The following is a 21,873-nucleotide window of genomic DNA, read 5'->3' as shown; positions in this document are numbered from 1 at the left end:
CACCACGAGCCCGTCAGGCGATTGAGGCGCAAGGCGCCCCCGTCCGGTCAGCCGAAGAAGACGCCGACCTCCTCGTACAGCGACGGGTCGACCGTCTTCAGCTTCGCCGTTGCCTCGGCGATCTGGACACGGACGATGTCCGTGCCCCGCAGCGCCACCATCTTCCCGTAGTCGCCGTCCCGCACCGCGTCGATCGCGTGGAGCCCGAAGCGCGTGGCCAGCCAGCGGTCGAAGGCGCTCGGGGTGCCCCCGCGCTGGACGTGGCCCAGGACCGTCGTCCTGGCCTCCTTGCCCGTGCGCTTCTCGATCTCCTTGGCCAGCCACTCGCCGACGCCCGACAGCCGCACATGCCCGAAGGAGTCGAGCGTCCCGTCCTTCAGCACCATGTCGCCGTCCTTGGGCATCGCACCCTCCGCGACGACGACGATCGGCGCGTACGAGGCACGGAAGCGCGAGGTGACCCACGCGCACACCTGGTCGACGTCGAAGCGCTGCTCCGGGATCAGGATGACGTTCGCCCCGCCGGCCAGTCCCGAGTGCAGGGCGATCCAGCCGGCGTGACGGCCCATCACCTCGACGACGAGGACACGCATGTGCGACTCGGCGGTGGTGTGCAGCCGGTCGATGGCCTCGGTCGCGATGCCGACGGCGGTGTCGAAGCCGAAGGTGTAGTCCGTGGCCGACAGATCGTTGTCGATGGTCTTCGGCACGCCCACGCAGTTGACGCCGTATTCGTCGGAGAGGCGGGCCGCGACGCCGAGGGTGTCCTCGCCGCCGATCGCGATGAGCGCCTCGACGTCGTGCTTGGCGAGGTTCTCCTTGATGCGGCGGATACCGTCCTCCTGCTTGAGGGGGTTGGTGCGCGAGGAGCCGAGGATGGTGCCGCCGCGCGGCAGGATGCCGCGCACGGCGGGGATGTCCAGCCGCACGGTGTCGCCCTCGAGCGGGCCGCGCCAGCCGTCCCGGTAGCCGGTGAACTCGTATCCGTACTCCTGGACACCCTTGCGGACGATGCCGCGGATGACCGCATTGAGGCCGGGGCAGTCGCCGCCCCCGGTCAGTACTCCGACTCGCATGGAAGTTCCCTTCGCCGTCGGTGGTGACATATGGGAGCCACGCTAGTAGTGACCCAGGTCACTCCGGGGCGGTACGAAAGGTGAATTCCGGTACGGCGACTGTCTGTTGACGCCCGGCGATTCACTCCAACGAGTGGTCAGGCGTCGTCGAGGCCACGCTCTATCGCGTACCGCACGAGCTCCACGCGGTTGTGCAGCTGGAGCTTGCCCAGCGTGTTCTGCACGTGGTTCTGCACGGTGCGGTGCGAGATGACGAGGCGCTCGGCGATCTGCTTGTACGAGAGCCCCTTGGCGACGAGCCGCAGCACCTCCGTCTCCCGCTCGGTGAGCTGCGGCGCCTTCGGCTCGTCGGGTCCGGCGGACGGGGCGGGGTCGGTGGCCAGCCGCCGGTACTCACCGAGGACCAGCCCGGCCAGGCCCGGGGTGAACACCGGGTCGCCGACAGCGGTCCGCCGCACGGCGTCGATGAGCTCCGCCGTGCTGGCCGACTTCAGCAGATAGCCGGTCGCACCCGACTTCACCGCCTCCAGTACGTCGGCGTGCTCACCGCTCGCCGAGAGCACCAGGACCCGCAGGGCCGGGTCCGATCCGACGAGCTCCTTGCACACCTGAACGCCGGGCTTGGCGGGCAGGTTGAGGTCGAGGACGAGCACGTCCGGGGCGGCGGCCCGGGCGCGGCGCACCGCCTGCTCGCCGTCGCCCGCCGTGGCGACCACGTCGAAACCGGACTCGGCCAGATCGCGCGCGACGGCGTCCCGCCACATCGGGTGGTCGTCGACCACCATCACCTTGATCGGCTGCTCGCTCATCTACTTGACCGCCTTCCCCCGTGGAACCTTCAACTCGACTTCCGTGCCCTGGCCGGGGACCGAGATCAGCTCGGCCGTACCCCCGATGTCCCGCAGCCGGCCGCGGATCGAGAGCGCGACACCGAGCCGCCCCTCCCCCTCGGCCTGGGCGAGCCGCCCCTCAGGGATGCCGGGCCCGTCGTCCCGCACCGTCACGATCACCTCGCCCGGCCAGTCCTCGACCAGGATCCACGCCTGCGCCTGGTCACCGGCATGTCTGCGGACATTGTCCAGGGCGGCGCCGACAGCGGCCGCGAGCTCCCTCGCCGCGGGCCGAGGCAGCGGCACCGGGGCACCCGGCTCGGACAGGGTGACCCTCGATCCGGCGTACGGCGCGAGGAGCGTGCGCAGATCGCACGGGCCGGCGTCGTCCGGTTCGTCGGGCTCGTCCACGATCCGTACGACCGCGCCCTGTGTCTCGTCCTCCGAAACGCGCGAGGCGGGCACCAGTCCCCCGGCGACCAGGGTGCGCAGGGCGACCTCCTGTTCGCCCGCCATCCGGCCCAGCTCAGCGGCCTCGCCGCCGAGCGCGGTGCCGCGGCGCTGCACCATCGCCAGCACCTGCAGCACGCCGTCGTGGATGTCGCGGGCCAGCCGCTCCCGCTCCCGGGTGGCCGCCTCGATCTCCAGGGCGCGGGCCAGGGTGCGCTCGGAGGCGCGGGCGACCTCGACGACGTAACCGATGGCGATGGAGGCGACCCAGACCAGCAGGACGTTGTGGAATGTGTCCCGGCTGGGCTCGCCGCGCTCGATGATGTTGGCGACGGCGACCAGGGACGACGCGAAGCCCGCCCAGCGCCAGCCGCCCTTGATCGCGTACGCGAGGACCGCGCCCGCGGTCCATATCGACGGAAGGGTCGTGCCGTCGAACTGCTGGGCGTGGGCGTCGGCGACGGGCGTGAGGAGAATGCCGACGAGCGCGACGGTGAGATCGGCGACCAGGAAGCGCTTGGTGCAACTGGCCGCGTTCGCCACCTTCGGGAGGGTGGCCAGGGTCCAGACGGCCAGGAAGGCGAGGAAGCCGACGGCCACCCAGGGGCGCTCGAACCTGTCCCGCCCGAAGACGAAGAGCAGGACCGCGTATCCCATCGTCAGCACGCGGTAGGCGGTCAGCGCACGCCACAGCGGCAGCTCGACCGACATGCGTACGACACGCTCGCGCTTGGCCATGTTCCCCCCAACCCGTCCCGCCCCGGACGGACAGCGCCGCTACTGGGCGCCGTTCCGCTCCGCTTCCTTGGCGGCCTCCTTGGCGACCTCCTTGGCCGCCTTCTCCGCATCGGCGATCTGGCGCTTGGCCGCCGTCGCGTAGACGTCCACGTACTCCTGACCGGAGAGCTTCATGATCTCGTACATGACCTCGTCGGTCACCGAGCGCAGGATGAAGCGATCGTGCTCCATGCCGTGGTAGCGGCTGAAGTCGAGCGGCTTGCCGATCCGGATCCCCGGGCGCATCAGCTTGGGGATGACCTTGCCGGGCGGCTGGATCTTCTCGGTGTCGATCATCGCCACCGGGATCACGGGCGCGCCCGTCGCGAGCGCCACGCGCGCGAGGCCGCCGGGCTTGCCGCGATAGAGCCGGCCGTCGGGCGACCGCGTGCCCTCCGGGTAGATACCGAACAGCTCACCGCGCTCGATGACCTCGATGCCGCTCTTGATGGCCGCCTCGCCCGCGCCGCGGGCGCCCGACCGGTCCACCGGAAGCTGCCCCACACCCTTGAAGAACGCCGCCGTGAGCTTGCCCTTCACTCCGGGCGAGGTGAAGTACTCGGCCTTGGCGATGAAGGTGACCTTGCGGTCCAGGACCGCGGGCAGGAAGAAGGAATCCGAGAACGACAGGTGGTTGCTCGCGAGGATCGCGGGCCCCTCGGCGGGAATGTTCTCGAGGCCCTCCACCCAGGGCCTGAAGGCGAGCTTCAGTGACCCTCCGATGGAGAACTTCATAGCGCCGTAGATCAACTCGAGTGCCTTCCCTGTGTCCGTCGGAAAGACCTTAACCCGTGCGGGGCCTGCGCTCTCTCCCCCGGTGCCGTACCGGAGGCACCCAGGGTCCGTGCCGGTGGCGCCCCAGGGGCCGTGCCGGTGCACCTCGGCACCGTGCCGGTGCACCGTCGGCCCTGGTCGGTGTCAGTCCGGTCGCGTACGGTGAAGGCACCTTCCGAGCACTCCACTTTCCGTGCGTCCGATCCTCACGAACAGGAGACCCCGGTGCCGGTCCTTCCTGGAGCCGAGCCGTACCGCCACGAGGGCGGTGAGGTCGGCGTCCTCCTCTGTCACGGATTCACCGGTTCCCCACAGTCGCTGCGCCCCTGGGCGGAATATCTGGCGGAGCGCGGCCTGACCGTGTCGCTGCCGCTGCTGCCCGGCCATGGCACCCGCTGGCAGGACATGCAGCTGACCGGCTGGCAGGACTGGTACGCGGAGGTGGACAGGGAGCTGCGGACGCTCAGGGAGCGGTGCAGCCAGGTGTTCGTCTTCGGGCTCTCCATGGGCGGCGCGCTGACGCTTCGGCTCGCCGCCAAGCACGGCGACGCAGTGCAGGGCATCGTGCTCGTCAACCCGGGGAACAAGGTGCACGGTCTCATGGCGTACGCCCTTCCGGTGGCCCGTCACTTCGTCCCTACGACGAAGGGGGTCACCGACGACATCGCCAAGGAAGGTGCCGAGGAGCTCGGCTACGACCGGGTGCCGCTGCACGCCGCGCACTCCCTGCGGAACTTCTTCCGGCTCGTCGACGGCGAGCTGCCGCAGGTCACCCAGCCGCTCCTGCTGCTGCACAGCCCGCAGGACCATGTGGTCCCGCCCGCCGACTCGGCCCGGATCCTCGGCCGTGTCTCCTCGACGGACGTCCAGGAGATCCTGTTGGAACAGAGTTACCACGTGGCGACGTTGGACCACGACGCGGAGCGGATTTTCGAGGAGAGTTACGCGTTCATCGGCCGCCTCGCTCCGAGCGTCGGGAAGAAGGGGAGCACCACCGGTGGCTGAGCAGCACGACGCGGACCGGGACGACAGAGACCGGGACCCGCAGCCCATCGACGAGCAGGCCGCCTGGGCCGCGATCGTCGCGGGGTACGGCGAGGAGCCGGCCGACCCTCCAGGGGCCAGGCCGTTCAAGTCCGTCGAGGACCTGGCGGGCCTGGACAAGCCGCTGAAGGGCGACGCGTCGGGGGCCGCGAAGGCCGACGGCGACGATGAGGACGATCAGGACGACGTCGACGGCGGCGCCCTGGGCGAGGACCGGTCCGACGGCTCCGGGCCGCAGCGACCGCTCGGCGGCTCGATCGTCTTCGCCCCCGGCGTCGGGGTCGGCCCCGGCGCGGGTGCGGGCGGAGGCGGTCCGCGTGACTACGAGGTCGCCGAGGCGAGCGACGACGACCTCGACGAGAGCGACGAGGGCCACTTCGTACCGCCGGAGCCGCCGCCGCTGCCGGAGGCCGACACGACCGCGAAGTTCGCCTGGCTCGCGGTGATCGGCGGGCCGGTGCTTCTGCTGCTCGCCGTGATCCTGCAGTGGGACATGACGTGGTGGCTCACCACGCTCGGAGTCGGCGGCTTCCTCGGCGGCTTCGCCACGCTGGTGGCCCGCATGGCGCACGGCGACGACGAGGACGACGATCCGGGCCGCGGCGCGGTGGTCTAGGGGGTGTCCAGGCCTAGGTCCTGTCCGGTCGATCAGGCCGGATCAGTGAGCGGGGTCTGGTGCCGTACATCGCAAGGCGGAGGTGGGGGTCCCCCCGCCGAAGGCAGGGGGAGAAATCGACGCGGTGGGGGCACCTCCCGTGCCCGAAGGGCTACGGGGGAGTCGGTGACCGACGACAACGCAGCGAGGTGCGGTGCCAGGGCACGCGAGCCCGGCAAGATCGGCCGGACAGGACCTAGCTCACCGCGCCGGCCGCGGGGATCCTGAGCGCGGCAAGAACCGGAAGGTGGTCCGTGGCCGCCTTCAGGTCCGCGTCCTGCAGACCCGGCAGGCCCAGCGGCACACCGCAGCCGAGGACCTCGACACCCTCGGTCGCGAAGATCGCGTCGATGCGCTGGTGCGGGTCGGTGGGCGTCGAGGTGTACTCACCGCCCCAGGGGCTCACCGCCCAGCAGTCCTGCAGCTCGGCCGCGAGCCGCCGGAAGCTGCGGCCGGCCGGCCGGTCGTTGATGTCGCCCGCGGCGATCGCGTGCGGCACGCCCATCGCCGCGATGCGGTCGAGCAGCATCCCGGCCTGGACGTAGCGCTCGTCGCTCTGCAGGCTCAGATGACAGCTGAGCAGCCCGAGCCTGGCCCCCCCGATCCGTACGACGGCGGTCGCGAAGCCACGGCGGTGCAGGCCAGGGGTGAGCGGCAGCAGCACGTCCTCGGTGCGCTCCACGGTCGCCCGCAGCGAGCACAGCAGCAGCGGCCCTGCGGCGGTCGCGCCCCCGCTGAGCATGACCAGCTCGCTCTTGGCGGCGAGGCGGGCGGCGTGCTTGCGCCACCGGAAGAAGCGGGGGGCTTCCTGGACGAAGACGAGGTCCGGTTTGCAGGCGCGGATGACGCGGGCGAGTGCGTCCTCGTCGTCGCGCATCGAGCGGATGTTGTAGCTGAGCACGCGGACGACGGCTGAACCGTCGGGTTCGGTGCGGGAGTTGGGCAGTGGGTGCGTCGCGGGCGTCGCCATGCGGCACAAGATAACGGGCCGCGGGCCGTTGCCCCGCGCGCCGCCCGGGCGCGTCGGCGGCGCCTGCAGCGGGCCTCCGCGCCTCGATCGCGGGGCGCACCCACCGGTACCGGCCCACTTCCGGCCCGTCCGGCTTCAAGGACGGATAAGCGGGTCGCCGGGACGGTACCGGCCACGCATATCAAGCCTGTCCGGCGTTCGAGGACGGACACCCGGGCCGCCCGGACGGTGCCGCCCGGGCCGCCGCGGGCAGCATGGGGGTGCGGTAGGGCGTCAGCCCTGCCTGGCCAGGTCCGCCGCGCCGACGAGGCCCGCCTTGTTGCCGAGCTTGGCGGCCAGGACCTGGGCGTGGGGGCGCCACTGGGCACCGATCAGCCAGCGGCGGAAGGACTTGCGGATGGGGTCGAGGACGAGCTCGCCCTCGTCCGACACGCCGCCGCCGACGATGAACGCGGACGGGTCGAAGAGCGACGCCAGGTCGGCCAGGCCCGCGCCCGCCCAGCGGGCCAGCTCGCGGAAGGAGTCGACGGCGACCTTGTCGCCCTGCCGGGCCGCGGCGCTGACGTGCTTGCCCTCGATGCCCTCAGGGGTGCCGTCGCCGAGCCCGAGGAGGATCTCCGCGTTCTCGGGGGTCGCCATCGCGCGCTGGCGGGCGTACCGCACGAGCGCGCGGCCGGACGCGTACTGCTCCCAGCAGCCCTGGCTGCCGCAGCCGCACAGCAGACCGTCGGGGACGACCCGGATGTGCCCGAACTCCGCGGCCACGCCGAAGCGTCCGCGGCGCAGCTTGTTGCCGATGATGATGCCGCCGCCCAGGCCGGTGCCGAGCGTGATGCAGATGACGTCCTCGTGGCCCTGGCCCGCTCCGTAGCGGTACTCCCCCCACGCCGCCGCGTTGGCGTCGTTCTCCACGACGACCGGGAGGCCGACGCGCTGTTCGACCTTGTCCTTCAGCGGCTCGTGCCGCCAGTCGATGTTCGGCGCGAAGAGGACGGTGGCACGCTTCTCGTCGACGTAGCCGGCGGCGCCGATGCCGACTGCTTCGATGTTGTGCCCCTTACCGGCTGCGGTGACGGCCGAGGAGATCGCATCCACGATGGCCTCGGCGGTCGGCGGAGTGGGCACCGTGTGCGTATCGAGAATGGTGCCCGCGTCGTCGACCACGCCTGCCGCGATCTTGGTGCCGCCGATGTCGACGCCGATGGTGAGTCCCATGTGTCCCTCAGTTTTCGGTCGAGCCCCGCTAAGGCCAACCGTACCCGAGGGAGTCCCTGCGTCAGTCCAGGTCGATCTTCTCGCTCGGGCCGTCGTCGCGTCCGTCGCGGCCCTCGCGGCCGTCCTGCCCCTCATGGGTCGTCGGCTCGCCTCGGGTCCAGCGCCGCTCCTGGCCCTCGACGGCCGAGCGGTACGCGGCCAGCAGCTCGTTGCCCGCGGCCGCGAGGTGGTCGAAGACCTGCGGGTTGCGCTCGACGACGGGCTCGACGGCCGCCTTGGCCTGGCTGATCAGCTGCTGCACGGTGCCCTGTGCGGCCATGCCGAACAGGGGGTTCTGCATCGAGGACAACTTGTCGGCGACCGCGTCCATGAGCTTGCGCAGCTCCTCGGCCGCGGAACCGGGCTGCGGCCCGTGCCGCTCCCGGCGGCGGGCCCGCTCGGCCTCCAGGTCCTCGGCACACGCTTCGGCCCAGGCGTCGGCATCGACGGCGGGGCGCTCGGTGGCATCGCTCATGACGTACTCCTGGAGAACGTGACTTCGTACTGTCGACGGTACCCGAACGGGGCGTGCCCGTTCAGCGTCTCCGCGGCCAGAGGGCGGGGTCCGGTGTGAACCGGATCCCCAGCACCCCGTTGTCGAGTCCCGCACCGGAGACGGTGCAGCGGCGCAGGACGGAGGGGAGCGGAACGATGCGCCGGAACGGGCCCACGGTGAGGAGGAGTTCGTCCCCTCGGCGGACCAGACTCAGCTCTTCCTTGACGGCCCCGGGCAGCGGCAGCCGCCAGACGAGGATGCCGTCGTCGCCCGTCGGGCCCTCGATGGTGCCCCACGCCTGCCACGGCCCGGGCTCCGAAGGCTCCCCGGGCTCCGAAGGCTCCAGGAGCTCGAAAGGCACGCCCAGCTCGGCCAGATCGTCGCGCCCCCGCGGGTCCCTGCCCAGGTGCGTCACCTCGCGGACCGGGCACACCGGGTCCCACTCCTCGTGCCACCGCCGCAGCACCTTGTCCTGCTGGGCCTGGAGACCCGCGAGCCAGGGGTCGGGCGATGCCGTCGGGAGGACCCGGTTCGGTACGACCGCGTCGACGACCGCCCCGTACAGCGCGAGGCCGAGCCGGGCGGTGTGCAGCGCCTCCTCGCCGGCGGGCCCCGGCTCGGCGACGAGCCGGACCGTCGTGTTCCGGTCCTCGATCAGCTCCTGCACGGCGGAGAGCTCCCGCTCCCAGCGCGCGGCCAGCTCGTACAGCCACTGCGCGGGCATCGGCACGCCCGCGAGCTGGGCCAGCATGGGTCGCAGGGCACGGGCGGCCTGCCGCTCGGGCGGGAGGAGGCGGCGCAGATAGCGCCGGAGCTGTTCCGGGAGGGCGATGAGGGCGAGGGTGCCGAGGACCGGGGGCATGTCGACGACGAGCACGTCCCAGTCACCGGCCGCGGCGTCGCGCAGCGCCCGCAGCAGCGCGAACTGCTCGCTCCCGGGGAGCTCGGTCAGCTCCTCGTCCTCCAGCCGGTGTGCGCCGAGCAGGTCGAGGGCGGCGGTGCTGCGTTCCTGGAAGGCGAGGATTTCGCCGCGGAAGTGCGCACCGGAGTCGATCCGCACGACCCACAGGCCGTCGGTGACCTCGCTGGGCTCGGTGCCTGCCGTGACGCCCAGCACGCCGTCGGCCTCGCCCGAGAGCAGCAGGGTCCGCTTTCCTCGCCGGGCCGAGGCGAGCGCGGTCGCCGCGGCGACCGTCGTACGGCCCGAGCCGCCGGGCCCGGTGACGAGGATCGTGCGCAGGGGAAGGGCGCGGACGGCGCCGGTGTGGTTCAAGGAGGAGATCAGGCCTTCGGTCCCGCGCCGGACTCGACGCGCTTCTTCAGACCCGCGAGGGCGCGGTCGATGATGACCTTCTCCGCCTTGCGCTTGATCATCCCGAGCATGGGGATCTTGACGTCGACGGTCAGCTGGTACGTGACCTCCGTACGCTCTCCGCCGCCGACCGGCGCCAGCGTGTAGGAGCCGTCCAGGGCGCGCAGCATCTGCGACTTCACCAGCGTCCAGGAGACCTGGTTCTCACCGGTCCAGGTGTACGCGAGCGTGTGGTCGTCCTTGATCGCTCCGGCGTCGAGCACCAGCCGGACCTGCACCGCACGCCCCTGGTCGTCCTTCTCCAGGACCTCGGTCTCCTGCACCTCGCCGGTCCACTCCGGGTAGCGCGCGAAGTCGGAGATCACCCCCATCACGTCGGCGGGCGCCGCGTCGATGGTGATGCTCGAGCTGGTGTGTTCCGCCATCGCCGTGGCTCCTCTTCTGCGCTCCGGAGGCTTGCGGTGTGCAATCTATCGCGACCGGACCGGTCACCATTCCAGGGCCCATGGCCTGCCCGTCGCCGCGAAGTGCCCGACGTTCACGCACTCGGTCGAGCCGATGCGCATCCGCCGGGCCAGGGGCTGGTGGACATGCCCGAAGAGGGCGTACCGCGGCCGGGTCCGCCGGATGGCGTCGAGCAGGGCCCGGCTACCGCGCTCGAAGCGGCGGGGGACGGTGTCGTACGTCAGTTCCGGTACGTCGGGCGGGATGTGCGAGCACAGCACGTCGACCTCGCCGACCGCCTCCACCTTGGCGGCGTACTCCTCGTCGGAGATCTCGTACGGCGTGCGCATCGGGCTGCGCAGTCCGCCGCCGACGAAGCCGAAGACGCGTCCGTCGAGCTCGACGCGCTCGCCGTCGAGGACGGTGGTGCCGGGGCGCGCGTACTCCGGCCAGAGCGTCGGAATGTCGACATTGCCGTAGGTGGCGTACGTCGGCGTCGGGAACGCGGCGAACATCTCGGCGTACTGCTTGCGCACGGCGGCGAGGATCGCTGCATCCCGGTCCAGCCCCGCCCACAGCCGCTGTCCGAGGGCGCGGGCCTCGTCGTAGCGGCGCGCGGTGCGCAGCTCCACGATCCGGTCTGCGTTCTCGACGCCGAAGAGGTCGGGGAAGATCCCTCGCGAGTGGTCGGCGTAGTCGAGGAAGAGCACCAGGTCACCGAGGCAGATCAGGGCGTCGGCGCCGTCGCCCGCCCTGGCCAGATCCCTCGTGTTCCCGTGTACGTCGCTGACCACATGAACTCGCATGTCGATCACCCTAGGGTCGTCGGCGGGCAGTGGGTAGAGGGGTCCGGACCTGCGGTTACTTCCGCGTCGTCCGGCCGGTGGAATAGGGTGCGCGATGCAGCGCCACACAGGTGTGACGCAGAGAACATCTGGCCGGGACCCCCTATCCGGAACCATGTACTGATGGGTAACGTCCGGGCAGTCCCCGGTGCGTTCACACAGAGCCGTGGCGCCGGCGCCCGATGAGGAGCAGCAGTCTTGCGCGAGTTCAGCCTTCCGGCCCTGTACGAGGTCCCCACGGACGGCAATCTGACGGATCTCATCCGCCGCAATGCCACCCAGCATCCGGACGTCGCCGTCATGGGCAGAAAGGTCGCGGGCGTCTGGACGGACGTGACCGCCACCCAGTTCCTGGCCGAGGTGCGGGCCGCCGCCAAGGGTCTGATCGCGGCCGGTGTGCAGCCCGGCGACCGGGTCGCCCTGATGTCGCGCACCCGCTACGAGTGGATTCAGCTGGATTTCGCGATCTGGAGCGCCGGCGGCGTGACCGTGCCGGTCTACGAGACCAGCTCGCCCGAGCAGGTGCAGTGGATCCTCGGTGACTCCGGCGCGGTCGCGGTGATCGTGGAGTCCGATGCGCACGCCGCCGCCGTCGAGTCGGTACGGGAGTCGCTGCCGGCCCTGAGGCAGGTGTGGCAGATCGAGCGCGCCGCGGTCGAGGAGCTGACCACCGCCGGTGCCGAGATCGCCGACGAGACGGTCGACGAGCGCAGCGCGGTGGCCAAGGCCGACGACCCGGCGACGATCGTCTACACGTCGGGCACGACCGGCCGCCCCAAGGGCTGTGTGCTCACCCACCGCGCCTTCTTCGCGGAGTGCGGCAACCTGGTCGAGCGCCTCAAGCCGCTGTTCCGCACGGGCGAGAGCTCCGTCCTCCTCTTCCTCCCCGCCGCGCATGTCTTCGGCCGCATGGTCGCGCTCGCGCCGGCGATGGCGCCGATCAAGCTCGGCTGCGCGCCCGACATCAAGAACCTCACCGATGAACTCGCCTCCTTCCGGCCGACGTTGATCCTCGGTGTGCCGCGCGTCTTCGAGAAGGTCTACAACTCCGCCCGGGCCAAGGCCCAGGCGGACGGCAAGGGCAAGATCTTCGACAAGGCGGCGAACACGGCGATCGCGTACAGCCGCTCGCTCGACACCCCGCAGGGCCCGTCGCTGGGACTGAGGCTCAAGCACAAGGTCTTCGACAAGCTCGTCTACACCAAGCTCCGGGCGGTGCTGGGCGGCCGCGGTGAGGCCGCCATCTCCGGCGGTGCCCCGCTGGGCGAACGGCTCGGCCACTTCTACCGCGGCATCGGCTTCACCGTGCTCGAGGGGTACGGCCTGACGGAGACGTGTGCGGCCACGGCCTTCAACCCGTGGGACCGGCAGAAGATCGGTACGGTCGGGCAGCCGCTGCCGGGCTCGGTGCTGCGGATCGCCGACGACGGCGAGGTGCTGGTCCACGGCGAGCACGTCTTCACGGGCTACTGGAACAACGAGGCGGCGACGGCCGAGGCGCTGGCCGACGGCTGGTTCCACACCGGTGACATCGGCACGCTCGACGAGGACGGCTACCTCGCGATCACGGGCCGGAAGAAGGAGATCCTGGTGACGGCGGGCGGCAAGAACGTCGCCCCCGCGGTCATCGAGGACCGGATCCGGGCGCATGCGCTGGTCGCCGAGTGCATGGTCGTGGGTGACGGGCGGCCGTTCGTGGGCGCGCTGGTCACGATCGACGAGGAGTTCCTGGCCCGCTGGGCCGCCGACCACGGCAAGCCGGCCGGCTCCACGGCGGCAACGCTGTGCGAGGACCCGGATCTGCTGGCGGAGATCCAGCGGGCGGTGGACAACGGCAATGCCGCGGTTTCCAAGGCGGAATCGGTGCGGAAATTCCGCATCCTCACCTCCCAGTTCACGGAGGAGGCCGGCCACATCACGCCGTCGCTGAAGCTGAAGCGGAATGTGGTGGCGAAGGACTTCGCCGACGAGATCGAAGCGATCTACCGGGCGTAGTTCACCTACCGGGCGTAGTCCTCGGTCAGGACTCGCTCGATGTTGCGCTCGGCGAGCGCGGTGATAGTGACGAACGGATTGACGCCGATGGAGCCCGGTATGAGGGCTCCATCGGTGACGTACACCCCCGGGGCGCCTCTGACGCGGCCGTAGTCGTCGGTGGCCCGGCCCAGGACGCAGCCGCCGAGCGGGTGGTACGTGAAGTCGTCGGCGAAGGTCTTGTTGCCGCCGAAGAGGTCGTACCGGTAGATCGTGGCGTTCTTCAGGTTGATGCGGTCGAAGAGCTTCTTCGCCGCGTCGACCGAGACCTGGCTCTGTGCCCGCGTCCAGTTGAGCCTTGCCGAGTCGGTGGCGGTGTCGTACGAGAAGGTGCCGCGCTCGGGGTTTCTCGTGATCGCCAGGTAGAGGCTGATCCAGTGCTCGAAGCCCATCGGCAGCGGGGCGATCTCCGCGAAGACCGGGTTGGCGGTGTTGGACCAGTCGTCGATGCCCATGACGGGCATGGTCGACTGGTTGGCTCCGACGGTGTCCCACATGTGGTTGGCGCGGGCCGTCATGACGTTGCCGTTGGTGCCCCAGCCGGTGCCGACGCGGTCACTGAGGTCGGGCAGCGCCCCCGTCTCCCGGGCGCGCAGCAGCAGTTCGGTGGTGCCGAGACTGCCCGCGCCGAGGAAGAGCCGGTCGCAGCCGAGCTCGCGGGTGGCGACGACGTTGCCCGACAGGTCGATCCGGTCGGCGGTGACGACGTACGTCCCGTCGGGCTGTCTGCGGACGGCGCGGGCCCGGTGCAGTGTCTCGATGGTGACGTTCCCGGTGCCGAGTGCGGCGGCGAGATAGGTCTTGTCGAGGCTGCGTTTGCCGTGGTTGTTGCCGTAGATGACCTCCCCGGCGAGGGCGGACCTGACCGCCTGTCCGGCGGCTTCGCGCTCCATGTACCCGAAGTCGTACACGTTGGGCACGAAGGTGGTCTTCAGGCCCGTGTTGGCCGCGTGCTTACGGGAGATCCGGGTGAAGCGGTACCACTCGGTCGACTCGAACCAGGCCGGGTTGACGGTGTTGACGCCCAGCATCCCGCGGGCGCGCGGGAAGTACGTGCCGTACATGGCGGTGGCGTCGACGGACGGCAGCATCTCGGAGAAGTACGCGGGCTGCGGGGTCACCGCCATGCCGCCGTTGACCAGGGATCCGCCGCCGACGCCGCGGCCCACGTACACGGACATGTCGGCGAAACGGACGCGGTCGAGGACTCCGGGGTACCGGCTGATGTCCTTGTTGACGACGTCGAGCCACAGGAACTGGGCGAGCGGGGCCTCGGTGCGGGTGCGGAACCACATGGAGCGCTGGTCGGGGGCGCCGGTGGCACAGAAGACCTTGCCGTCGGGGCCGGGGGTGTCGGTGCCCCAGAGGCGGCCCATCTCGAGGACGAGGGTGCGGATGCCGGCCTCGCCGAGGCGGAGGGCGGCGACGGCGGCGCCGTAGCCGGAGCCGATGACGAGGGCGGGGGTGTGGTCGGTGGCCTCGGTGCCGGCCGGCCGGGCCGGGGCGGCCGCGTGTGCCGGGCCGATGCGGGTGAGGCCGAGGGCGGCGGCGGTCTGGAGGGCGCCGAGACCCAGGAGGTGACGGCGCGTCAGTTTTCGTGTCATGTGCGCAGCATGGGCGGATTTTTGGGTTCCGCCTATGTGCTGCGCAGGGCTTTTTCGGGCGGCGCGCAAGAGTGCCGTTTCCGCCAGGCGCGGGGGCAGGCCTGCCGGGGTGGGCGGTACCGTCCAGGCGGCGGCCCGCGCGTCCGTCCTCGAACGCCGGACGGGCAGAACTTGCGGGCTAGAGCAGGGTCTTGAGCTTGTCCGCCAGGAGGTCCCAGCGCCACCTGTCCTCGACCCACTCACGGCCGCGCTCGCCCATGCGACGGCGCAGTTCGGGGTCCTGGAGCAGGGTCACGATGCGGTCCGCGGACTCCTCGGGGACGCCGCCGCGGACCACCCAGCCCGTCTCGCCGTCGAGGACGGCGTCCGGCGCTCCGCCCGAGTCGCCCGCGACGACGGGAAGGCCGGTGGCCGAGGCCTCCAGGTAGACGATGCCGAGCCCTTCGACGTCGAGGCCGCCCCGCCGCGTACGGCACGGCATGGCGAAGACGTCACCGGCCCCGTAGTGCGCGGGCAGTTCCTCCCAGGGGACGGCGCCCGTGAAGCGCACGGACGAGGCGACGCCGGTCGCGTGCGCGAGCCCCCGCAGCTCGCTCTCGTACGGGCCGCCGCCGACGATCAGCAGCACCGCGTCCGGGACCTTCGCCAGGATCGCGGGCATGGCGCGGATCAGCGTGTCCTGGCCCTTGCGCGGCACGAGCCGGGAGACGCAGACGACCACCGGGCGGTCGGCGAGCCCGAGCCGCTCGCGCACGGCGTCGCCGCCGGAGCCCGGGTGGAAGGTCTTCTCGTCGACGCCGGGCGGCAGCTGCACCATCCGCTCCGCCGCCTCGGGCGTGAGCGCCGCGGCGATCCGCGAGCGCGTGTACTCACCGAGATACGTGATCGTGTCCGTGCCCTCGCCGATCCGGCGCAGCAGTTGCCGGGACACGGGCAGCTGCGCCCACCCCGCCTCGTGCCCGTGCGTGGTGGCGACGAGCCGCCGCGCCCCCGCCCTGCGCAGCGCCGGCGCCATCAGCCCGAGCGGCGCGGCGGCGCCGAACCACACCGACGTACAGCCGTGCTCCCGCAGCAGGCCCACCGCGCGCCGGGTGACGCGCGGTGTCGGCAGCAGCATGGTCGTACGGTCCCTGACGACCGTGAAGGGCTGCTCGGCGTCGAAATCGGCCGTCGCCTCGATGCCCTCGCGGCTGTGCTTCCACGTGGACGCGTAGATCACGAGCTGCTCGGGGTCCAGGCGCAACGCTATGTTGTGGAGGAACGCCTGGATGCCGCCGGGCCGCGGCGGGAAGTCGTTGGTCACGATCAGGGTCTTGTCCATCGCCGCCGACAGTACCAATGGCGGGCATGCCTCTTCGCCGGTGTGCGGTCGTGCTGGGCACCATGACAGCTCTGAAGGGTACGAATCGGCATGAGGTGGTCATGAAGGGCGCAGCGCGCTCCGCTCTCCCCGTCACGGTGTGGATTCTCACCAGGATCGTGCTGCTGCTCTGGGTCCTGAAGGTCCTCTACGTCGCCGGACCCGATGTGACGAGCGATGTCAGCGTGATCTACCAGGGCTGGTACGAGGTGCTGAAGACCGGCACGTACCCGAGGAACGACGTCACCTGGCAGTACCCGCCCGCCGCCGCGCTCGCCATCCTCTCCCCCGCCCTGCTGCCCTTCCTCGGCTATGTCACGGCCTTCTTCGTCCTCGCCCTGGTCTGCGACACCGCGGTGCTCGGGCTGCTCCTGTACGCGGGGATGCGGCCCGGCAAGTCCCTGAAGGGGGCCTGGGTCTGGGTCGCCGGGGTGCCGCTGCTCGGCCCCACCGCGTACGCCCGCTACGACTTGATGGTGACGGCCGTCGCGGTGGCCGCCCTGCTCGCGCTCGCCCGCCGCCCGAGGCTGGCCGGCGCACTGGTGGGGTTCGGGGCGATGCTGAAGGTGTGGCCGGTGCTGTTGCTGGCCGGGGTGGGGCGCGGCCGCGCCACCCGCAGGTCGTGGACGGCCGCGGCGGTGACGGCGGCCGGTCTGCTGGTGGTGTTCGCCGCGGCGATGCCCGGGGCGCTGGCGTTCCTCACCTTCCAGCGGGACCGGGGCACGGAGATCGAGTCCCTGGGGGCGCTGGTCTTCCATCTGGCCCGGCACGACGGGTGGGACGGGCAGGTGCTGCTGAACTACGGCTCGGTCGAGTTCCTCGGCCCGTACGTCCCGGTGGTCAGCCGGATCGCGCTGGCGCTGTCGGTGCTCGCGCTGGGCTGGCTGCTGGTGTGGCGGCTCCGCGCCCGGGATTTCACGGCGAGCACGCCCGCGGACGCGGCGTTCACAGCGGTACTGCTGTTCACCACCACGAGCCGGGTGATCAGCCCCCAGTACATGATCTGGCTGGTCGGTCTGGCCGCCGTGTGTCTCGCGTTCCGGTCGAGCCGGATGGCACTGCCCGCGTGTCTTGTGGTGGTCGCCACCGGGGTCACGTACCTCGAATTCCCCATCCACTTCGCGGAGGTGGTGGCGAGCGATCCTCTCGGCATCGCACTGCTCCTCGTGCGCAACGGGCTGCTCGTCGCGGCGACGCTGCTGGCCTGCCGGCGCCTGTGGACGAGTACAGTGCCGGGGCGCGGGCGCCGGGCAGGGCGCGCCCCGTCCGCTCAGCCGGCCGACGACAAGGAACTGCTCGGGTCCTGAGCGCGCCGGCGGACGGGGGCGGTCCGCCGGAACAGCAGGGCCAGCGCCGCGCACTGCACCGCCATCGCCAGGGCCATCGCGAGGCATACGCCGGGCAGTCCGAGTCCGAAGGCGGAGAACCCGTACGCGAGGGGGAGCTGGACGAGGGATCCGGCGATGGTGATGCGTGCGGCCAGATGGCTGCCGCCGCTGCCCTCGAAGACTCCGCCGAGCGCGATGAAGCAGGCGAGGAGGACGAGATACGGGCCGAGGCAGCGGAGGAACAGCGCCCCGGCGTCTGCCACCCCGGGGCCCGCGCCGAACGCCCGCATGATCCAGGGGGCGGCGGCGAGCAGGAGCACGGCAGCGGTGGCCCCCACCGCCCCGGAGACGAGGAGCGCCTGGCGTCCGACGGCCCGCCGCTCGTCCCGCCCCGCGCCGAGCAGATGGGCGGTGTGGATGGATGCGGCCTGGCGTACGGCGTAGAAGGCCATCGTGGCCACGTACATGGCCTTGGTGGCGATGCCGTACGCGGCGACGGCGGTGACTCCGAGCCGGGCGACGACCGCGACGAGCGCGAGCGCACCCAGCATGCGGACGACGAAGTCGGCGGACATGGGCAGTCCGGTGCGGGCGGTGTCGCGCAGTGCGGCGGGCAGCGGTCGGGAGGCGGGCGCTTTCCGGGCCGCGCGCAGGATCGGGTTGCGGCGCAGGGCGACGAGCCCCGCGGCGAGGGCGGCGGAGCGGCCGACGACGGTGGCGAGGGCGGCGCCGCGGATGCCGTAGCGGTCGATGAGGAGCGGGTCGAGGACCAGGATCAGCCCGTTGGCGAGGAAGGCCAGACGCATGGGGGTGCGGGTGTCGCCCGCGCCCTTGAGGATGCCGTCGAGGAGGTTCGCCGCGAAGTAGCCGGCCATGCCGGGGAGTGAGATCGCGAAGTAGTCGGCGGCGAGGGCGGCGGGTGTGCCGTCGCCGCCGAGCACCAGCCGGGCGAGGGGCTCTCGCAGGACGTACCCGCCGATCGCGACGGGCGGCACGATCAGCGCGCAGAGCGCCCACCCGCCGCGCACGGCGGCCCTTACGGCCCCCGGGGCCTCGGCGCCGCGGGCCCGGGCGACGAGCACGGTGGTGCCGGAGCCGGCCATGAGGATCACGCCGAGGAGCAGGTTCTCCACGTTGGTCGCCACGGCGACGGCGGCGACGGCCGCGCCTCCGAGGCGGGCGACCCAGACCATGTTGATGATCCCGGCGGCGACGCCGGCGAGCAGCTCGAAGTAGACGGGGTACGCGAGCGCGACGATCCGCTTCCGATGCCTCATGACCGAACCCCCTCCACACGGATACCTCGATTCGAGGTACAGCGAATAGAGGTACCATGGGTGCCCGCCTTCGACAACCGCCGGGAGCCGACCGTGCTGGAGCTGACGATCCTCGGATTCCTCGCCGAACAGCCGCTGCACGGCTACGAGTTGAAGGAGCGGATCCGGGCCCTCAGCGGCCACGTCCGCCCGGTCAGCGACGGGGCGCTCTACCCCGCGATCACCCGTCTCCTGAAGGCGGGCAAGCTGACGGAACACACCGAGCCGGGGGCCGGCGCCGCCCCCCGCCGCATCCTCTCCCTCACCGCCGCGGGCCGCGCGGACCTCCTGGCACGCCTCCGCAATCCCAAGGAGGCCGAGATCACGGACGGCCAGCGCTTCTTCACCCTGCTCGCCTTCCTCGGCCGGCTCCCCGACCGCCGCGAGCAGGCGGCGGTCCTCCGCCGCCGCCAGACCTTCCTGGAAACCCCCGCGAGCTTCTTCTACCGCGACGGCGAGCCGGTGCGGGCGGAGGACGCGGGCGACGTCTTCCGGCAGGGGATGCTGCGGATCGCGCGCGCGACGGGCACGGAGGAGAAGCGGTGGCTGGCGGAGACGATCGCGGAGCTGGAGGAGGGGTGACCGTGCGCGGCTGATTTCAGCCCGTCCGGCGCTGGAGGACGGACACGCGGGCCGACCGGACGGTACCGGTCACATCCCAGGGGCCCGTCACCCCAGCCGCACCCGCACGTAGTCCCGCCAAGCGGCCGTGAACGCCTCCGGGTTCGTGTCCAGGACCTCGCGCAGGGCCCGGTCCAGCGCTCCCTCGCGGCGCGTCTGCGCGCCCACCGCCCGGTAGAAGTCGGACAGGGCCTCGGCTCCCCAGCGGTCGGCGATCAGTTCGCAGGCCAGCCAGCCGCCCTCGTACGCGCGCCCTAGCGCATCCGCCCCCGTGCCGAAACGGAAGTCCTCGTCGGCCGGGAGCGCGCGCGGCGCGGCGCCCGCGCGGACCGCTCGTTGGAGCTCGGGGGCGGCCTGGGCGGCGGTGCGGCCGGTGCCGCGGTAGGCGACCCAGTCGGCGAAGCCCTCGGAGAGCCACATCGGGGTCGCCCGTGAGGTGTGCGCGCGGGTCGCGACGTGGGTCGTCTCATGGGTGAGCACGACCCGGCGGCCGAACTCGCCCAGCACTCCGTACGCCTCGGGGTTCACGATCACCCGGTCCGCCGGCACCGCCCCGCTCCTCCCGGTCTCGCCCGTGGTGACCGCCGCGATCCCCCGGTACCCCGCGGCCGGCGCGCCCAGCAGCCTGCCCATGGCGGCCAGCGAGTCCGGCACGAGCACCACCACCCGGCCCGCCCACTCCCCCGGCCAGGCGGCCGAGACCGCCGGCACGGCACGGTCGGCGTCCGCCGCGATCTGCCGCAGCCGCGCGCGGTCCTGGCCGACGCCGAGGACCAGGCTGCGTGCGCCGCGTACGACGTCGACGTCGCCCTGCTGCCACAGCTGCTGGGGGCCGGCTTGGCCCGGGCGGTCGGCGGTGACGTACCAGCGGCCGTCGCGCTCGGACAGCTCCAGGGTGCGGGCGGAGGTCACGGGCACGCCGTCGAAGCCGTCGAGCCGGTATCTCAGCTGGGCGTCGGCGGTCGCCCGGTCGCCGGAGCGGCGCACATCGGTGAGCCGGTACTCCCACGACCGCAGCGGCACATCCGCGAGGTTGGCGAACTCCTCACGGCCGGCCGTCCCGAACGCCGCGGCATCGTGGTCCAGCACCGCCGCCGCCCTGGCGTCGAGCGTGCGCTGGATCTCCTGGCGCGTGGTGTCCGGCGACGCCTGCTCGGCGCAGCCGGACAGCACGAACAGTCCCGCGGCCACCGAACCACAGGCCGCCTTCCGGACTCTTCCCTGACCAGCCACCCTGCCGATCGTATGCGAGCCGACAGGGGCGCCGCCCCTGTCGAAAGGGAGACTGTGGTCGATCTGCGGCTACCGCCGCGTGGGCGGAGGTCCCGAGGCTGTGTCGACATGCGGCTCCGCCGCGTGGGGGACCGAGCACGATCGACCGTCGACAGGGGCAGAAGGCGCCCCCGAGGCGAGCCGAACAGTGCAGCCACATCGTCAGGGACGGGTCACCGAAGCGATCGGCATCATCCCCACGGGGTCGTAGCGCACCGAGGCCCCGGGGTAGGGCGCGTGCACGACCTGCCCGTTGCCGACGTACATCCCGACGTGGCTGGCGTCTGAGCGGTACGTCACGAGGTCGCCCGGTCTGGCCTCGGAGAGGGACACCTGCCGGCCGGCGTACCGCTGTGCCTGGGAGGTGCGCGGCAGTCCGACGCCCGCCTGTGCGTACGACCACTGGGTGAGCCCGGAGCAGTCGAAGGCGCCCGGCCCGTTGGCGCCCCAGATGTAGGGCTTGCCGACCACGCTCTTCGCGGCCATGACCGCGGCGGCGGCCCGTGGCGACGAGGGGCCGAGGCCGCCGGTCAGGTCCGGCAGTGCGCCGCCGCGGCCGGAGCGGGATGCCCGGGCGTAGGCGTCGCGCTCGTCCGCGGGGAGCGAGTCCAGCAGGCGCTGCGCCGCGGCCAGTTTCCCCTCGACGGTCCGCTTGTGCCGGGCGACGGCGGACCGGGTGCGCTCCAGCTCGGCCAGCTTGCGGGTGGCTTCCGCGCGCTGCTGGACGAGAGTGTGCTGGGCGCGCCGGAGTTCGCGCAGGTCGGTCGTCTGGCGCTCGCTGAGCCGGTCGAGGAGCGCGGCCTTCTCGAGATACGTGTCCGGGTTCTCGGAGAGCAGCAGCCCCAGGGCGGGGTCCATGCCGCCGGAGCGGTACTGGGCCCCTGCCACCGAACCGAGCGTTCCCCGCTTCCGGTTGATGACCTCCTGCCCGCGAGCCGCGCTGTCCCGTGCCGCGGCCACCTCCTCGCGCAGCCGGTCCGCGCGCTCGTCGGCCTTGTTGTACTGCTCCGTGGCCCTCTCGGCCTCTTCGTACAGCCGGTCGACCTTGGACCGCGCGGTGTCGGGGGTGTCACGCGGTTCCGCTCCGGCCGGTGCCGCGCCGAGCGCGGCCGCCGTGGTGGCCGCCGCGGCCGACAGGAGGGCGGCCCGGGCACCGCGGTGGAAACCGGGGGACCCTGAGGACCCTGAGAAGCCGGAGAAGCCGGATGACGGGGTGGATCGGCGATGGGACGCCACAGGAGCCGTACTCCCTTCCGCTGGACACAACGGCCTGTCAGCCATTGCGCGGCAGAGAGTAGCCGTGTGACTACGGGGCGGCCAAAAGCCGTACGGGGCGCGAACACTGACGCCCCGCCGGAGACCTCAAGGTCACCGGCGGGGCGTACCGTCAGCGGACGGTGCCGTAATTCGC

20 protein-coding genes are annotated in these 21,873 nt (G+C 71.9%); 5 read left to right on the top strand and 15 right to left on the bottom strand.

The annotated features are described in order from the left end of the window. Window positions 1–47: 47 nt before the first annotated feature. The 4 genes from ACWCXB_RS18615 to ACWCXB_RS18600 form a co-directional block, all read right to left on the bottom strand. Window positions 48–1,076 (bottom strand): 6-phosphofructokinase, encoded by a 1,029-nt coding sequence (locus tag ACWCXB_RS18615; protein WP_450724096.1) that lies wholly within the window; start codon window positions 1,074–1,076, stop codon window positions 48–50. Between the two features lie 137 nt (window positions 1,077–1,213). Further along, window positions 1,214–1,885: a response regulator gene (locus tag ACWCXB_RS18610; protein ID WP_450724094.1), complete on the bottom strand. Its 672-nt coding sequence runs from the start codon at window positions 1,883–1,885 to the stop codon at window positions 1,214–1,216. Continuing rightward, window positions 1,886–3,094 carry a MacS family sensor histidine kinase gene (gene macS / locus ACWCXB_RS18605; RefSeq protein WP_450724092.1) on the bottom strand — a complete coding sequence of 403 codons (1,209 nt, stop codon included), beginning with the start codon at window positions 3,092–3,094 and terminating at the stop codon, window positions 1,886–1,888. Window positions 3,095–3,133: 39 nt separating this feature from the next. Next, window positions 3,134–3,868 carry a lysophospholipid acyltransferase family protein gene (locus tag ACWCXB_RS18600; RefSeq protein ID WP_450724090.1) on the bottom strand — a complete coding sequence of 245 codons (735 nt, stop codon included), beginning with the start codon at window positions 3,866–3,868 and terminating at the stop codon, window positions 3,134–3,136. A gap of 264 nt (window positions 3,869–4,132) precedes the next feature. On the opposite strand from ACWCXB_RS18600, the gene ACWCXB_RS18595 reads away from it, so the two are divergent. Both ACWCXB_RS18595 and ACWCXB_RS18590 read left to right on the top strand, forming a co-directional pair. Next, the gene (locus tag ACWCXB_RS18595) at window positions 4,133–4,912 is read left to right on the top strand and encodes an alpha/beta hydrolase (RefSeq protein ID WP_450724088.1); all 780 of its coding nucleotides are present in this window, start codon (window positions 4,133–4,135) and stop codon (window positions 4,910–4,912) included. Beyond that, window positions 4,905–5,567, top strand: a complete 663-nt coding sequence (locus tag ACWCXB_RS18590; RefSeq protein ID WP_450724086.1) for a hypothetical protein — start codon at window positions 4,905–4,907, stop codon at window positions 5,565–5,567. The genes ACWCXB_RS18595 and ACWCXB_RS18590 overlap by 8 nt, the downstream gene beginning before the upstream one ends. Before the next feature lie 235 nt (window positions 5,568–5,802). Here the strand turns inward: ACWCXB_RS18590 and ACWCXB_RS18585 are convergent, their stop codons facing one another. The 6 genes from ACWCXB_RS18585 to ACWCXB_RS18560 form a co-directional block, all read right to left on the bottom strand. Beyond that, on the bottom strand, window positions 5,803–6,576 hold the full coding sequence (locus ACWCXB_RS18585) for an endonuclease/exonuclease/phosphatase family protein (protein WP_450724084.1): 774 nt from the start codon (window positions 6,574–6,576) through the stop codon (window positions 5,803–5,805). Between the two features lie 273 nt (window positions 6,577–6,849). Next, window positions 6,850–7,791, bottom strand: coding sequence for an ROK family glucokinase (locus tag ACWCXB_RS18580; protein WP_450724082.1), 942 nt, complete (start codon window positions 7,789–7,791; stop codon window positions 6,850–6,852). Between the two features lie 61 nt (window positions 7,792–7,852). After that, window positions 7,853–8,305: a DUF5304 domain-containing protein gene (locus ACWCXB_RS18575; RefSeq protein WP_450724081.1), complete on the bottom strand. Its 453-nt coding sequence runs from the start codon at window positions 8,303–8,305 to the stop codon at window positions 7,853–7,855. 61 nt (window positions 8,306–8,366) lie between these two features. Continuing rightward, a complete protein-coding gene (locus ACWCXB_RS18570; protein WP_450724321.1) occupies window positions 8,367–9,566 on the bottom strand; it encodes an ArsA family ATPase in 1,200 nt (399 codons plus the stop codon). 41 nt (window positions 9,567–9,607) lie between these two features. After that, window positions 9,608–10,063: an SRPBCC family protein gene (locus ACWCXB_RS18565; protein ID WP_450724079.1), complete on the bottom strand. Its 456-nt coding sequence runs from the start codon at window positions 10,061–10,063 to the stop codon at window positions 9,608–9,610. Between the two features lie 63 nt (window positions 10,064–10,126). Further along, window positions 10,127–10,888: a metallophosphoesterase family protein gene (locus ACWCXB_RS18560; RefSeq protein WP_450724077.1), complete on the bottom strand. Its 762-nt coding sequence runs from the start codon at window positions 10,886–10,888 to the stop codon at window positions 10,127–10,129. A gap of 237 nt (window positions 10,889–11,125) precedes the next feature. On the opposite strand from ACWCXB_RS18560, the gene ACWCXB_RS18555 reads away from it, so the two are divergent. Next, a complete protein-coding gene (locus tag ACWCXB_RS18555) occupies window positions 11,126–12,922 on the top strand; it encodes an AMP-dependent synthetase/ligase (protein ID WP_450724075.1) in 1,797 nt (598 codons plus the stop codon). 5 nt (window positions 12,923–12,927) lie between these two features. Here the strand turns inward: ACWCXB_RS18555 and ACWCXB_RS18550 are convergent, their stop codons facing one another. Next, window positions 12,928–14,565, bottom strand: coding sequence for a GMC oxidoreductase (locus ACWCXB_RS18550; RefSeq protein WP_450724073.1), 1,638 nt, complete (start codon window positions 14,563–14,565; stop codon window positions 12,928–12,930). A gap of 178 nt (window positions 14,566–14,743) precedes the next feature. Then, complete coding sequence (locus ACWCXB_RS18545; RefSeq protein ID WP_450724071.1) at window positions 14,744–15,886, bottom strand: glycosyltransferase family 4 protein; 1,143 nt, start codon at window positions 15,884–15,886, stop codon at window positions 14,744–14,746. A 101-nt stretch (window positions 15,887–15,987) separates the two neighbouring features. Here ACWCXB_RS18545 and ACWCXB_RS18540 point away from each other — a divergent pair, with 101 nt between their 5' ends. Further along, on the top strand, window positions 15,988–17,232 hold the full coding sequence (locus tag ACWCXB_RS18540) for a glycosyltransferase 87 family protein (protein WP_450724319.1): 1,245 nt from the start codon (window positions 15,988–15,990) through the stop codon (window positions 17,230–17,232). Here the strand turns inward: ACWCXB_RS18540 and ACWCXB_RS18535 are convergent. Then, window positions 17,196–18,530, bottom strand: a complete 1,335-nt coding sequence (locus ACWCXB_RS18535) for an MATE family efflux transporter (protein ID WP_450724069.1) — start codon at window positions 18,528–18,530, stop codon at window positions 17,196–17,198. The genes ACWCXB_RS18540 and ACWCXB_RS18535 overlap by 37 nt on opposite strands. Window positions 18,531–18,623: 93 nt before the next feature. On the opposite strand from ACWCXB_RS18535, the gene ACWCXB_RS18530 reads away from it, so the two are divergent. Next, window positions 18,624–19,151 (top strand): PadR family transcriptional regulator, encoded by a 528-nt coding sequence (locus ACWCXB_RS18530; protein WP_450724317.1) that lies wholly within the window; start codon window positions 18,624–18,626, stop codon window positions 19,149–19,151. Window positions 19,152–19,238: 87 nt separating this feature from the next. Here ACWCXB_RS18530 and ACWCXB_RS18525 read toward each other — a convergent pair whose 3' ends face one another. After that, window positions 19,239–20,381 (bottom strand): hypothetical protein, encoded by a 1,143-nt coding sequence (locus ACWCXB_RS18525; RefSeq protein WP_450724067.1) that lies wholly within the window; start codon window positions 20,379–20,381, stop codon window positions 19,239–19,241. 243 nt (window positions 20,382–20,624) lie between these two features. Then, window positions 20,625–21,698: an NlpC/P60 family protein gene (locus tag ACWCXB_RS18520; protein WP_450724065.1), complete on the bottom strand. Its 1,074-nt coding sequence runs from the start codon at window positions 21,696–21,698 to the stop codon at window positions 20,625–20,627. Between the last annotated feature and the right edge of the window lie 175 nt (window positions 21,699–21,873).

This window comes from Streptomyces sp. NPDC001514, from assembly GCF_053597075.1.
The sequence above is the reverse complement of the archived record's forward strand: the minus strand, read 5'-3'. Positions and strand labels throughout refer to the sequence as shown.